Below are 12,784 nucleotides of genomic sequence, written 5' to 3'. Positions count from 1 at the left end.
GAGGTAATGTATTGACGACACGCCCCAGGGCTCGGACCGCGATCGATCTACCCTGGCCCTGGCTCTACGGTCAGATCTGCCCACTGGCTGAGTACCAGGGTTGCTTTGGCCACAGGTTGCCGTCCCCAGGGGGCGGAGACAGAGATAAAGCCTGCCGCCCCGGCCTGTTCTGCCAATGCTAGATCAGCCCAGCTATCGCCGACAATCAGGGTGCGGGTGACGGGTACAGCGAGGCGATCGCACACCTGGACCAACAAAGTCGGGTCGGGCTTGGGCGGTTCCCCCGGCGCGGTGCCCCGCCCGACCGCCACCCAGGGGGTCAGGTCGTAGTAGCGGAGAAATTCTTCCACGTAGGCGGGGCTGTCGGAGGACAGCACGCCGATTTTGAGGGGGCTGTGGTGCAGCCGCTCCAGCATGGCTGCGGTGCCTGCGAAGGGGGGCGTGTAGACGGCTTTGCCATTGCGGGCCTGGTTCACCGCCGCAAAGCACTCGGCCACCACGGCTTGCACCTTTTCGGCGGCGTACCCCGCCTCTACCAGCACCGCCACCGCCCCTTCCCGGTTGGCCTCGCGGGTGCCCGCCGCCATCAGTCCGTCGGGGTCGATGCCCTGGGCCGAGACGCCAAAGCAGCCGAGCAGCACCTGTACCAGATCGTCGCCACCTCCCACGGCGGCGGCGCAGGCCTCGGCCCGGGCGATCGCGGTGCGCTGCAATAGCCCCCGCGAGTCGGCCAGGGTGCCATCCTTGTCAAAGACGATCGCCTCGATGTCGGTGATGAGATGGGGCCCGCAGCGGACATGCACCATAGCAAATCCTCAAATAAGCAACTATTCCCTGACAAACCGCGCCAGGATTGGGGCGTTCGAAAATTTCGTTCCCAGCTCACCCACTATCCTAGATAATGGGAAGGTTTTGAAATTATAAGCAGTTCACTATGCGCACCCACTACTGCGGCACCCTGCGGGCCAGCGACATCGGCAGTACCGTTACCCTGTTCGGCTGGGTCGATCGCCGCCGCGACCATGGGGGCGTGATTTTTATCGACCTGCGCGATCGCACCGGAGTGGTGCAGATTGTCAGCGACCCCGAGCGCACCCCCCAGTCATACCCCCAGGCCGACCCGCTCCGCAACGAGTACGTGGTCAAAATTCAGGGCCGGGTGAGCCAGCGCCTGGAGGGTTCTATCAACCCCAAGCTGCCCACGGGCGAGATCGAGATCTACGCGGACACCATCGAGCTGCTGAACGCGGTGCGCAAGCCGCTGCCCTTCCAGGTCTCCACGGCGGACGCCGAGAGTGTGCGCGAAGACCTGCGGCTGAAGTATCGCTACCTGGACCTGCGGCGCGATCGCATGGCCCAGAACCTGCGCATTCGCCACGAAGTCACCAAGGCGATCCGCCGCTTTCTGGAGGATCAGGAGGGCTTCTACGAAGTGGAAACCCCCATTCTCACCCGCTCCACCCCCGAGGGGGCGCGGGACTACCTGGTGCCCTCGCGGGTCAACCCCGGTGAGTTCTACGCCCTGCCCCAGTCACCCCAGCTGTTCAAGCAGCTGCTGATGGTCTCGGGGGTCGATCGCTACTACCAGATCGCCCGCTGCTTTCGCGACGAAGACCTGCGGGCCGATCGCCAGCCGGAGTTCACCCAGCTGGACATGGAAATGAGCTTCATGACCCAGGACGAAATCCTGGCCCTGAACGAAGCCCTGGTGGCCCACATTTTTAAGGCGGTCCAGGGTGTGGAAGTTCCCCGCCCCTTTCCCCGGCTCACCTACGCCGAGGCCATGGACCGCTACGGCAGCGACAAGCCCGACACCCGCTACGGCCTGGAGCTGGTGGATGTGTCAGACCTGGTCAAGGGCTGCGGCTTTAAGGTGTTTTCGGCGGCGGTGGCCGACGGCGGCATCGTCAAGGTGCTACCGATTCCGGGCGGCAACGATCAGATCTCCAACGTGCGGATCAAGCCCGGCGGCGACCTGTTCAAGATTGCGGCGGATGCCGGGGCCAAGGGGCTGGCCTACGTGCGGGTGCGGGCCAATGGTGCGGTGGACACGATTGGCGCGATCAAAGACAACCTCAACGAAGACCAAATGGCGGAGCTGCTGCGCCGCACCGGAGCCACCGAGGGCACCCTGCTGCTGTTTGGGGCGGGGCCGACCAGCATTGTCAATGCCACGCTAGATCGGGTGCGCCAGGCGATCGCCCGCGAGATGGACCTGATCCCCGAGGGCACCTACAACCTGCTGTGGGTGACCGATTTCCCCATGTTTGAGTGGAACGCCGACGAACAGCGGCTGGAAGCCTTGCACCACCCCTTCACCGCGCCCCATCCCGAGGACATCGACGACCTCAAGACCGCCCGGGCCGTGGCCTATGACCTGGTGCTCAACGGCTACGAGATCGGCGGCGGCAGCCTGCGTATCTACCAGCCCGAGGTGCAGAGCCAGGTGTTTGAAACCATTGGCCTCAGCGACGACGAGGCCCGCGACAAGTTTGGCTTTTTGCTAGAAGCCTTCGAGTATGGCACCCCGCCCCACGGCGGCATTGCCTACGGCCTCGATCGCCTGGTGATGCTGCTGGCCGGGGAAGAGTCGATCCGCGATGCGATCGCCTTCCCCAAGACCCAGCAGGCTCGCTGCCTGCTCACCCAGGCTCCCTCTGGGGTGGACGAGGCCCAGCTGAAGGAACTGCACGTCGCCTCCACCTACGACCCCGAAGCCGATGCCTAGTATTGGCGGGCAGAAATATAACAACCCTTGTTATGGGTGTCGGGTGTCAGGTGTCAGGAACGGTTGGCCAACTTACGCCGCAGAGTACTAGCCTGAAGACATCAGCTAGAACGGGACGGCGGCGGTCAGGGTCATTAGCTCGCCCCGGTGGGGATGGGTGACGTCCAGGCGATGGGCATGGAGGTGCAGTCGCTGCCCCGGTTCACTTCCGCCGTAGAGGCGATCGCCTAGGATCGGCGCATTTAGCCCCTGGGGGTGAGCGGCATGGACGCGGATTTGGTGGGTGCGGCCCGTGAGCGGGTAGAAAGCCACTCGCGATCGCGCCCCCTCGCGCCCCAGCAGCTCAAACTTGGTTTGGCTGGGCTTGCCCTGCTGCCAGTTTACCCCTTGCCGGGGGCGCTGGGCGGGGTCGCCCCACAGGGGTAGGTCAATGATGCCCGAGGTTTCTGCAACCTCCCCCACCACGATCGCCTGGTAGGTTTTGGCCACCTGGCGCTGGGCAAACTGCTGGCTGAGCTGGCGGTGGGTAGCAGCATCGCGGACCAGCAGCAGCACCCCGGAGGTGTCCTGGTCGAGGCGGTGGACGGGTTGCAGAAAGGCCGCCGGGGGCAGCGTCAGGCCCAGGCGGGAGAGCACGCTGTCGGCGCGATCGCCGGTTCGCCCCGGCACCGACAGCAGCCCCGCCGGTTTGTCCACCGCGATCAGCCAGGGATCCTGGTACAGCACGGGAATCCCCAGGGCAACTTGAATGGCTCCTGCGGGTCGGGGCACAGCATGCTGCGCCCCGACGGGGAGATTTACGGTCTGCAACACCTGGGCCGACAGGCCCGACAGCAGAAATCCCATGATCGGCTGGCAGCGTTCGGCGCAGGCCCCGTAAAACTGGCCCGGCTGTCTGTCCCCCTGGGCCGGTCCCCACCAGAACTCCGCCAGGGCCAGGGGCCGCAGGCCATACTGGGCGGCGGTGTGCAGCAGCTTGGGAGCGCAGCAGTCGCCCGTGCCCGTGGGCAGGTTGCCCCCAGCTGCCAAATTCTGGATCACCACCGATTCCCCGGCAAAGTTGGCAAGGCGGTAGGCGGCGTGCATATCGGCCTGGAGCTGGCGGGAGAGGTCGCGGCGCTGCTGTCTGAGGGCGGCGATTTCTGCATCAGCGGCCTGCATTTTGGCGGCCAGAGGGGCGAGGCGATCGCCCCACCGCTGCTTAAATCGTCGCAGCTCGGCCTTGTCTCCCCGGCTCTGGTGCTCCAGGGCGGCTAGGGCCTCGGCGAGGGAGTTTCCGGTCAGGGTGCGGGCGAGGGTTTGGCGCTGCTGGGCGCGGGCTTGCTTGCGATCGCGGTGACACTGGTTTAACCTCTGGCGGGCCTCGGCCTGCTGCTGGAGCAGGTCATCGTAGACCCCTCGCTGCGGCAATGTTTGCAGGGTGAGCAGCCGGTCTTTGATCATCGCCAGCTGAGCCAGGGTGTGGGCCTCCTGCTGCGCGACCTGCGATCGCCCCGGTATGGGCGGCACCCAGCCCGGCACCTGCGCCTGCCCCTGCCACAGCCCCGAAAACGCTTTGAGCACCCCTATCCCAGTTGGGGTTTGCACCAGCAGCACGCCGTACATTTTGCCCTCGGCAGGGGTGCCAAGCTGTGCCATCAGCCGCTGGGCTACTGCCCTGGCCAAGGCGGTACGGGGCAGGCGGTGCCACCCGGTGCGAGGGCACTGGCTTTGATAGTAGTAGTCTGCCCCCTCGGCAGCGGGGAGGGTTGGGTCTGCCAGCCAGTCGTCCAGGGGGAAGAGCAACGAGTCCAGCACGGTCTAGGCTACGCAGCGGTGGATGAGGGTGAGCATTCAGCATAGCGGAGCAGCCGCCACTCGAGAACCCTAACACCGTCCTTTGCCATACCTTTTCAGGCCCGACTATCGCCGTGCGGATATCCCTGGCGGTGCTGTCTTTCTCACCCTGGTAACGTTTGACCGCAGGCCACCCCAAATGTAGACACCGTTGAGGCTTGACAGAGCACTAGGGTGATCGTCTCCCTGGGTGGGGCAGGGAGACTGCTCATCAGGCGGACGACCAGCGATCGCAGGCTTGCCACCAGGCTATACCCACCCCAGGCAAGGGTAGCTTGCTTGACTATTTTACTATTTGGCTATGTAATGATTCATAGAGGACAAGTGTTCTTGCTAGTCCTCTATTTGTTTCTAATTGAGGATTCTTGTTTATGTATCACTTCAGCACGATGTTGTCTGTCGGGTTTGAGGAGGCGATCGCCCTGGTGACCGCAGCCCTCGCCCAGGAGGGCTTTGGCGTTCTCACCGAGATCGATGCTCAGGCCGCCTTTAAGAAAAAATTGGGAGTTGACTTTCGCCGCTACACCATCTTGGGTGCGTGCCATCCCCAGGTGGCCCACGCCATGCTGCAACTGGACGACAAGGCCGGAGTGCTTTTCCCCTGCAACGTGGTGGTGCAAGCCCGCGACAATGGCCGGGTAGAGGTCTCAGCCATTGACCCGCTGGCCATGTTCGCCGTGCTCTCCAGTCCCCAGGCTAGAGAGATCGCCGAAGAGGCCAGCCAAAGCATGCAGGCGGTGATGGCCCGTCTGTCGGCGGCGCAGCCCGCAGCGGTTTAGCGGTTGGCTGACCCGCTAATCGGCCCTGGGCTAGACGGAATGGGAGTTGTCGTTAAGGAAGGCGATCGCTGTGTGGAAGCTGCTGCAATTCATTCAAAAAAATTTGGTCTGGTCGGTTCCAGCCTGTATGGTGGCAGGCATTGTGGTGGGGGCGCTGATCAATCCGGCCCCGCTGAAGGCGCTGATTATTCCGCTCACGTTCTTGATGGTCTACCCGATGATGGTGAACCTGCAGCTGCAGGAGGTGCTGTCGGGGGGAGATACCAAAGTACAGCTGGTCACCCAGCTGATCAACTTTGCCGTGGTACCGTTCTTTGCCTTTGGCATGGGGCAAATCTTTTTCGCTGACCAGCCCCTGGTGGCCCTGGGCCTGCTGCTGGCCTCGCTGCTGCCCACCAGCGGCATGACCATTTCCTGGACCGGGTTTGCCCAGGGTAACGTGAGCGCTGCCGTCAAGATGACGGTGATTGGCCTGATTTTGGGCTCCGTGGCGACCCCCTTCTACGCCAAGGGGCTGATGGGGGCGGTGGTGGACATTCCCCTGGGCGACATCTTTCGCCAGATTCTGGTAATTGTGTTTTTGCCCATGGTGCTGGGGTTGGCGACCCGCGTGGCGCTGATTCGCACCGTAGGAGCCGACAAGTACCACAAAAACCTGAAGCAGAAGTTCCCCGCCTTCTCCACCCTGGGGGTGTTGGGGGTGGTGTTTGTGGCCATGGCTCTCAAGGCCAGGGATATCGTCGGCAACCCAGGCATTTTGCTGTCGTTTTTGCTGCCCCTGGCCTTGCTGTATGCGGGCAACTTTTTGCTCAGCACCCTGGTGGGCAAGCTGCTGTTTAAGCGGGGAGATGCGATCGCCCTGGTTTACGGTACTGTGATGCGCAACCTGTCGATCGCGCTGGCGATCGCCATGACCAGCTTTGGCCGCGAGCAGGGGTCCGAAATTGCTCTGATTATCGCCATGGCCTATATCATTCAGGTGCAGGCGGCGGCCTGGTATGTGCGGTTTAGCGATCGCATTTTTGGCGCTCCAGTCGCCACTCTGGGATCCAGAACCACCTAGTATTCACAGGGTTGTATGGCCGGAGAAACCAACCTCAACCAATTACTCGCCACTATGCAGCCCATGCAGCGCCAGGGAGAGTACGTGTTCTGCACCCTGCCAGCCGACCAGGTGGGCACCCTCACCAGTCAGACCATCGGCCTGTTTCATGAAGATGAAGGGCTGACGCTAATGTTGCTGCGCTCCCAGGCCGATGCCGCGGGCCTGCCCTACGATGCCGTTTTTGCCATGATTACCCTTACCGTGCACTCCAGCCTGGAGGCAGTGGGGTTTTTGGCCGCGATCGCCACCCAACTGGCCAGCCATGGCATCAGCGTCAACCCGGTGTCGGCCTTCTACCACGACCACCTGTTTGTGCCCGTCGCCCAGGCCGAGCTGGCCCTGGCACTGCTGCACGAGCTGTCGCAGGCCCACACCCCTGACACCCGTAGCGATACCAGTCCCTGAAGGCACCAGCCCACCCATCATTCCTGAACCCCAGACTCTGAAACCTGACACCCCCGCCAAGGTCGCTCCAGGTCTGCCAGGTGGTATTAGTTCCCCAAACTGAGGCGAGCGTTTACCGCCAGCGTCTTCAAGTCCTCCAGGCTGGGGGTGGGGTGGCTCTCCCCCGCTGCGGCCTGACTCAGCCACAGCAGGTACTCGATGTTGCCCGCTGGTCCCAGCAGGGGCGACCAGGTCAGGCCCCGGTAGGCCCAACCCAGGCCCTGGGCCGTTTCAAGCACAGAGGCGATTGCCGCCGCCTGATCCCCAGGGTCGCGCACGACACCCTTCTTGCCGACGCGATCGCGCCCCACCTCGAACTGGGGCTTCACCAGCAGCACCACCTCCCGCGGCGGCCCCAGCAGCGCCCAAAAGGCGGGCAGCACCTTGGTCAGCGAAATGAACGACACATCCATCACCCCCAGATCCGGTCGCGGTTCCCCCTCGCCGTAGAGCTGTTCTGGGGTGAGATGGCGCAGGTTGGTGCGCTCCCGCAGCACCACGCGGGGATCCTGGCGCAGGGCCCAGGCCACCTGGCCGTAGCCCACGTCGATGCCGTAGACCTGTGCCGCCCCGGCCTGCAGCAGGCAGTCGGTAAAGCCGCCGGTGGAAATGCCCCCATCGAGGGCAATGCGACCGGCGATCGCAATGGGAAACTCTTCCAGGGCGCGGGCCAGCTTTTCGCCGCCGCGCGACACGTAGGGCGATCGCGTTTTTACCAGCAGTTCCACGTCCTGGGCCACGGGGGTGCCCGGTTTATCCACCACGGCGTGGTTCACCTGCACCTCCCCAGCCCGAATCAGCCGCTGGGCCTGCTGCCGCGACTCACACAGGCCCCGCTCCACCAGCAGGGCATCCAGGCGCTGTTTGGCCATCTTCACGGCTCCTGGGCGGCGGCGCGAGGCTTGAGGCCCCGCCGTCCAGCAATTTGTTCGAGCTGCTGTTTGACCCGATCCAGCCCGGCCTTGGTGCCCTGGCGGTCGTACAGGTCGCTGGCTTTGAGCAGAGCCTGCACCGCCAGGCCGTCGGTGCCCAGGTTGGCGTAGGCCAGGCCACTGTTGTGAAACGCCTCGGCGCAGTCGGGCTCGGCCACCATGACGGCGGTGAACTGGTCAATCGCCGCCGGGTAGCGGCCCTGGGCAAAGTCGGTGCAGCCTGACTCAAACTGGCTCCGGGCCGCGTCGCCAATCGGCATCGACAGCTCCACCACCGGCGACGGAAAGAGGGCGCTATTGCCCAGGGGCCGACGGTAGGCCCACACCATTACCCCCATGCCAAAGCCAAGAATGGCCAGCACCACCGATAGCCAGATTGCCAGTTCCACCAGGTTTTTCCTCCCACTACTTGGACCAGAAGCCCCTTTGATCGGTTGCTCATTGAGATGCTGCTAGAAGCAGGGCCTCTAGAGCATCAGCTTGACCAAACAACCAGCCAACTCCCCGCCGATTGCCAGAACCATTTGCCGGAAACTCAGGGGCTCAGGCTGAATATTAATCCTATGACCTACCCCTTATACCCCCTTAGCTCCACCATAACTATGCAACAGGTTCTCAGAGAAATCGCGCTGGTTCTTCCCGGTCGGGCTCTGACCATCGCTCTGGCGCTGGCTGGAGGGATGGCGATCGCAGGTTGCGAACCGAGGGTTGACCCCCCAGGGGAAACTGCCCCATCGTCCGATGCGATTCCTGAAGGGATCGCTTCGCGAATCGCCACCATTCAGGATATTGTCGCCACCCCGGTTTTGGTCAGCCTGGGCCAGGGGGAGCCCGCACCCGCCCAACTAGACCAGGCCATGGCCTACGGCGATCGCATCACCACCGCCGATCAAGCCCTGGCCGAGGTGGGGCTAGTTACCGGGGCCGTGTTTCGCATCGGCGGCGATGCCACCCTGACCCTACAGCCCAACCAGCTACTGCTAGACTCCGGCCAAATGATCACCTGGGTGCAGGGCACCCCGACTGGCCCCGTAGATATCGTCACCCCAGCTGGGATTGCGGGCATTCGCGGCACCACGGTGTTTGTCAACATCGGAGACGACCCCACCGCCCCGGTGGAAATCTTTTCCTGGGAAGGGGAGGTTACCTTTCGGCTGACGGAGGGTGGAGAAGAGGTGGTTTTGACCAGTGGCGAGCAGCTGTTTGTCACCCCCGGCGAACAGAACATTGAGACGGTGCGTCAGCAGGTGCAGCCCCTCGATCGCGCCACCGCCCAGCAGCGCCTGGAGCAAAGTCCGCTGATCAATGGCTTTGGCCAACCGATCCCAACCCGCCCTGAGCTTGAAGCTACCGTTGAAGCGCTAGATTAACCCGCTAAGAATGCGCGGGTTGGAGGGTGCCACTGTCTAGTCTATTGGTATTGCTCCGGCGATCGCCGCAAAACCACAGGTATTTGTGAGCAACAGGCGGCTGTTGGTCGAATTCACCGCCCCATTGGTCGAATTGATGGCGGGGCCAATTGAATTCATCGCCCCGTTCATAAGGATCGCTTTCGTGATCTAAATAAAAATGCAAGTGCTGATTATGGATGCGTTCCTGTTCCTCAAATTCATCCGCCTGCGTTAAAGCAATGCCCTCGTTTTGCTCGAAAGCAGCACCATTGTGCTCACCATTAACGACCTCGCGAGAACGGATGATGGCAAAAATACCGAGGTTCTTTGGCCCACAGGCACATGTCAACTCCCGCAGAAGCATCGGTTTCAGCACCTTAGTACCAATGCCATCTTGGAACGGTAAACCTGATTTAAGGTGCATCCCATGCCACGCCAAAAAAGAAGCTCGCCCGTGCTCGAAAAGGGCGTTCGCCGCGCCGCCGGGCTTAAATCGATCAGCCCCAGCCTAAACCTGGGCGACGGGCTGACCCTAGACAGCTATTTGCTAGAGCTGGATAAGCTCAGGTCTCAGCTCGCTACCTACAACGAATCGCTGTCGTTTGCCGATCGCGCCCTCAGCGTGGTGCAAGACACCGAAAAAGAAATGAGAGTGCTTTCAGAGCGCATGCTGATTGCGGTGGCGGCCAAGTATGGCAAAGACAGCTATGAGTATGAAATGGCAGGCGGCATTCGCAAGAGCGAGCGCAAGCGCCCCACCCGCCGGGTAGACAGTGTGGCTTGACCCACCTACACCTTAAACTCTAAAATCCCCTCGGCAGGCTGAACCTGGCGAGGGGATTTTGCATTTGTTTCACGGTTTGACCTACCTATAAAGGGCAGCCTGAGTATTCTCAGGGCGCTGCAAGCCTTTTAACGAATCGGTAAAATCCTTGCTCTGGTTCGAGTCTCATCAATAGTAATCAAGGCACCCGTTTCCAGCTCAATCGAGAACTGTTGCAGTGCTGCCAGAATTGGGTTGGCTGCTGTATCAGGCAAAATGTCTTGGCTTCGGAGTTGAATAACGCTGGGGGTTTCGGCTTGTGTAGTAGCCAGAATGGCACCGAAATCTAAATCATGGGTAAACACAACACAACTGTTTGCTGCGGCCCAAGCCATGATGGTTTTGTCGCTGGCACGGGGATCACCGATGGTTGACCAATGGACTGCGTCGTAGCCTGCCTGGATGAGAACTGGTACCCAATCGGGTGACAAGTTCATGTCGATGACAAGCTTCATGCAGAGGCTAGCGGCACTTCGATCTCGTCAGCTCGCCATGCGGCATAGGAGAGGGCTTCATAAATATCTTCTGGCTCTAAATATGGATAGGCCTGGAGAATGGCATCCATGGTGCGCCCCGCTGCCAGTAGACCGACAACGGTACCAACCGTAACCCTCAATCCGCGAATACAGGGTTTACCCCCCATCACTTCAGGGTCTAAGGTGATTCGGGTAAGGGGCTTAACGGGCATAAAGTGTCCTATCTATGGAAGTACTATCAAATTCTGCTAATGAAGCTGTAGGTACACATGTCCATTTCAACAGATGGTTTTTGAAGAATGGCAAGGCTTTCATCGCTACCTTTGATCTTGAAACACATCCCGCAGAAAGTCGCCGTGCAGCGAGGTTTCTTTCACCGCATCCAGGGTGCCGCTCTCTAGGGCCTGCACCCACCGCAACAGCTTTTGGTGTCGCGCCGCAATATCGGCGGGGAACAGAAACCCCTTGAGCGCTTGATTGAGGGTTTTTTCTTGAAACAGGCGATGGTGACTGGGCTGGGGCATGCCGCTGAGGTCGGTAAGGCTAACTAACGTTACTGCCGATCTTGGCCTAAGCCGCTCGATTGTGGTGTTCGTTTAGCTATGTTTACAGTGCAGCCATCGCCACCTTGGTGACTGCGTAGATCAAGTGACCCAGGCGAACCCTGTATCATGGTTACAGTCACACTTCGTTACATCTCTGGCCATGGTCGCTGAACTGGTTTCCCTCTCGCTGGCATCGCTCGAAAAGCACACCTGGGTCTGGCAGGGCCACAACATCGCCTACACCCTAGCGGGTGAAGGCACCCCCATCGTGCTGATCCACGGCTTTGGCGCATCCCTCGGCCACTGGCGCAAGAATATTCCGGCCCTGGCGGCGGCGGGGCACCGGGTTTATGCGATCGACCTGCTGGGCTTTGGCGACTCTGACCAGCCCGAGCTGCCCTACACCCTCGACCTCTGGCAAGACCTGCTGGCCGACTTCTGGGCCGAATTTATCCACACCCCCGCCATCTTCGTTGGCAACTCCATCGGCGGCCTGCTGACGCTGATGATGCTGGCCAACCATCCTGACAAGGCGCAGGCTGGGGCAGTGCTCAACTGCGCCGGGGGCCTCAACCACCGCCCCGAAGAGCTGCACCCGCCCCTGACCTGGATCATGGGAGCCTTTACCTGGCTGGTGAGTTCGCCCCGAGTCGGCCCAATTGTGTTTAACCAGGTGCGCCGCAAGGGCCGCATTCGCAGCTCGCTCCAGCAGGTGTACCGCGATCGCGCCGCCATTACCGACGAGCTGATCGAGATGATCTACACCCCCGCCTGCAAGCCCACCGCCCAAAAGGTGTTCGCCTCCATTGTCACTGCGCCGCCCGGGCCAAAACCCGACGACCTGCTGCCCCACATCACCCAGCCGCTGCTGGTGCTCTGGGGCGAAAACGACCCCTGGACGCCGATCAAAGGGGCCGAGGTCTACCGCAAACTCGCTGAAGACGTAGCCCGTCCTAGCCTAGTCACCTTCCACAGTATCCCCAACACCGGCCACTGCCCCCATGACGAGCGCCCCGAGGTAGTCAACCCGCTGCTGATAGACTGGCTGGGTACGCTACCCCAGGGTTAGTTATCAAGCAAACCGTAGATTGGGCGAAACGAAGGATCACCCAACAACAGATTCGGTTTTGTTAGGTTCTGCTGGCGCACAATCCAAGCATAGCTACAGGGGCCAATCTATCGGTGCTTCAAAGATCTCTATCTCAGAGAACGGGCAGGACTGAGGCAGGTTGGCAGGGTCAAGCGGTGTTTCTTGACCCACCAGGTTCAACCCCTTTTCGTAACCCACCTAGGGCAAACGCATACTCGAGATGAGAATATTAAGACTCATTTCTAGGAAGTGAGTTATGTGTTCTGCCCAGCCCCTATCGCCGTTAATCGAGCATTTTCAGCCGCTTGGCCTGGGCAAAGTCGATCTTCACCATGATCGGGTACATCATGAAAAAGAGACAGATGGCGATCGGTACCGACACCTGGTAGATGCTCATGGCATCCAGGGCGATCGCCACCCCGGGCAGCAGCCGCCCCAGGGCAATGCCAGCCGCAATGCACAGCAGCACCCACAGGGTGAGGTAGCGCTCGAAAATGTTGAGCTGTCCCCCGGCGACTGGGGCAGCGGCAGGCTGTCTGGTGGACATAGAGGTTTGAAGCTAATGATTCTAGGGCCAGTATACATCAATAAAAATTGATATATTGAGCAGTATCCTGTCCTAACGGTTATTACTC

16 protein-coding genes are annotated in these 12,784 nt (G+C 61.2%); 7 read left to right on the top strand and 9 right to left on the bottom strand.

Going from position 1 to position 12,784, the window contains the following annotated elements; genetic code table 11:
- Positions 1–47 precede the first annotated feature (47 nt).
- A complete protein-coding gene (locus tag NF78_RS18425) occupies positions 48–806 on the bottom strand; it encodes an HAD family hydrolase (protein WP_035990673.1) in 759 nt (252 codons plus the stop codon).
- A 128-nt stretch (positions 807–934) separates the two neighbouring features.
- Between NF78_RS18425 and aspS the strand changes: the two genes are divergently transcribed.
- On the top strand, positions 935–2,728 hold the full coding sequence (aspS, locus tag NF78_RS18420; RefSeq protein WP_035990671.1) for an aspartate--tRNA ligase: 1,794 nt from the start codon (positions 935–937) through the stop codon (positions 2,726–2,728).
- Between the two features lie 105 nt (positions 2,729–2,833).
- Here aspS and NF78_RS18415 read toward each other — a convergent pair whose 3' ends face one another.
- Positions 2,834–4,525: an RluA family pseudouridine synthase gene (locus NF78_RS18415; RefSeq protein WP_035990668.1), complete on the bottom strand. Its 1,692-nt coding sequence runs from the start codon at positions 4,523–4,525 to the stop codon at positions 2,834–2,836.
- Between the two features lie 410 nt (positions 4,526–4,935).
- Between NF78_RS18415 and NF78_RS18410 the strand changes: the two genes are divergently transcribed.
- The 3 genes from NF78_RS18410 (at position 4,936) to NF78_RS18400 (ending at position 6,853) form a co-directional block, all read left to right on the top strand.
- Positions 4,936–5,343 carry a DUF302 domain-containing protein gene (locus NF78_RS18410; protein ID WP_035990666.1) on the top strand — a complete coding sequence of 136 codons (408 nt, stop codon included), beginning with the start codon at positions 4,936–4,938 and terminating at the stop codon, positions 5,341–5,343.
- 70 nt (positions 5,344–5,413) lie between these two features.
- Positions 5,414–6,406 (top strand): arsenic resistance protein, encoded by a 993-nt coding sequence (locus NF78_RS18405; protein ID WP_035990664.1) that lies wholly within the window; start codon positions 5,414–5,416, stop codon positions 6,404–6,406.
- A 15-nt stretch (positions 6,407–6,421) separates the two neighbouring features.
- A complete protein-coding gene (locus NF78_RS18400) occupies positions 6,422–6,853 on the top strand; it encodes an ACT domain-containing protein (RefSeq protein WP_035990662.1) in 432 nt (143 codons plus the stop codon).
- An 86-nt stretch (positions 6,854–6,939) separates the two neighbouring features.
- Here NF78_RS18400 and NF78_RS18395 read toward each other — a convergent pair whose 3' ends face one another.
- Together NF78_RS18395 and NF78_RS18390 are read right to left on the bottom strand one after the other, a co-directional pair.
- Complete coding sequence (locus tag NF78_RS18395; RefSeq protein ID WP_035990660.1) at positions 6,940–7,764, bottom strand: TlyA family RNA methyltransferase; 825 nt, start codon at positions 7,762–7,764, stop codon at positions 6,940–6,942.
- 2 nt (positions 7,765–7,766) lie between these two features.
- Positions 7,767–8,213, bottom strand: a complete 447-nt coding sequence (locus NF78_RS18390) for a hypothetical protein (protein ID WP_052050727.1) — start codon at positions 8,211–8,213, stop codon at positions 7,767–7,769.
- A 213-nt stretch (positions 8,214–8,426) separates the two neighbouring features.
- On the opposite strand from NF78_RS18390, the gene NF78_RS28430 reads away from it, so the two are divergent.
- Entirely contained in the window at positions 8,427–9,194 is a 768-nt protein-coding gene (locus NF78_RS28430; RefSeq protein ID WP_052050726.1) for a FecR family protein, read from the top strand.
- Between the two features lie 4 nt (positions 9,195–9,198).
- Here the strand turns inward: NF78_RS28430 and NF78_RS18380 are convergent, their stop codons facing one another.
- Complete coding sequence (locus NF78_RS18380; protein ID WP_035990658.1) at positions 9,199–9,639, bottom strand: hypothetical protein; 441 nt, start codon at positions 9,637–9,639, stop codon at positions 9,199–9,201.
- Between the two features lie 3 nt (positions 9,640–9,642).
- Here NF78_RS18380 and NF78_RS18375 point away from each other — a divergent pair, with 3 nt between their 5' ends.
- On the top strand, positions 9,643–9,999 hold the full coding sequence (locus NF78_RS18375) for a hypothetical protein (protein ID WP_035990656.1): 357 nt from the start codon (positions 9,643–9,645) through the stop codon (positions 9,997–9,999).
- 128 nt (positions 10,000–10,127) lie between these two features.
- Here NF78_RS18375 and NF78_RS18370 read toward each other — a convergent pair whose 3' ends face one another.
- The 3 genes from NF78_RS18370 to NF78_RS18360 form a co-directional block, all read right to left on the bottom strand.
- On the bottom strand, positions 10,128–10,493 hold the full coding sequence (locus NF78_RS18370) for a DUF5615 family PIN-like protein (RefSeq protein ID WP_035990654.1): 366 nt from the start codon (positions 10,491–10,493) through the stop codon (positions 10,128–10,130).
- On the bottom strand, positions 10,490–10,726 hold the full coding sequence (locus NF78_RS18365; RefSeq protein WP_035990652.1) for a DUF433 domain-containing protein: 237 nt from the start codon (positions 10,724–10,726) through the stop codon (positions 10,490–10,492). Before NF78_RS18365 ends, NF78_RS18370 begins: the two co-directional genes overlap by 4 nt.
- Positions 10,727–10,831: 105 nt before the next feature.
- Positions 10,832–11,038 (bottom strand): hypothetical protein, encoded by a 207-nt coding sequence (locus NF78_RS18360; RefSeq protein WP_035990650.1) that lies wholly within the window; start codon positions 11,036–11,038, stop codon positions 10,832–10,834.
- Positions 11,039–11,219: 181 nt separating this feature from the next.
- Between NF78_RS18360 and NF78_RS18355 the strand changes: the two genes are divergently transcribed.
- Positions 11,220–12,128: an alpha/beta fold hydrolase gene (locus NF78_RS18355; RefSeq protein WP_035990649.1), complete on the top strand. Its 909-nt coding sequence runs from the start codon at positions 11,220–11,222 to the stop codon at positions 12,126–12,128.
- Positions 12,129–12,432: 304 nt separating this feature from the next.
- Here NF78_RS18355 and NF78_RS18350 read toward each other — a convergent pair whose 3' ends face one another.
- Positions 12,433–12,696, bottom strand: a complete 264-nt coding sequence (locus NF78_RS18350; RefSeq protein WP_035990647.1) for an arsenic resistance protein — start codon at positions 12,694–12,696, stop codon at positions 12,433–12,435.
- Positions 12,697–12,784: the final 88 nt, after the last annotated feature.

Origin of the sequence: Leptolyngbya sp. KIOST-1 (genome assembly GCF_000763385.1) — a bacterium.
GTDB lineage: Bacteria > Cyanobacteriota > Cyanobacteriia > Phormidesmidales > Phormidesmidaceae > Nodosilinea.
This window is presented reverse-complemented; position numbering and strand designations above follow the sequence as displayed.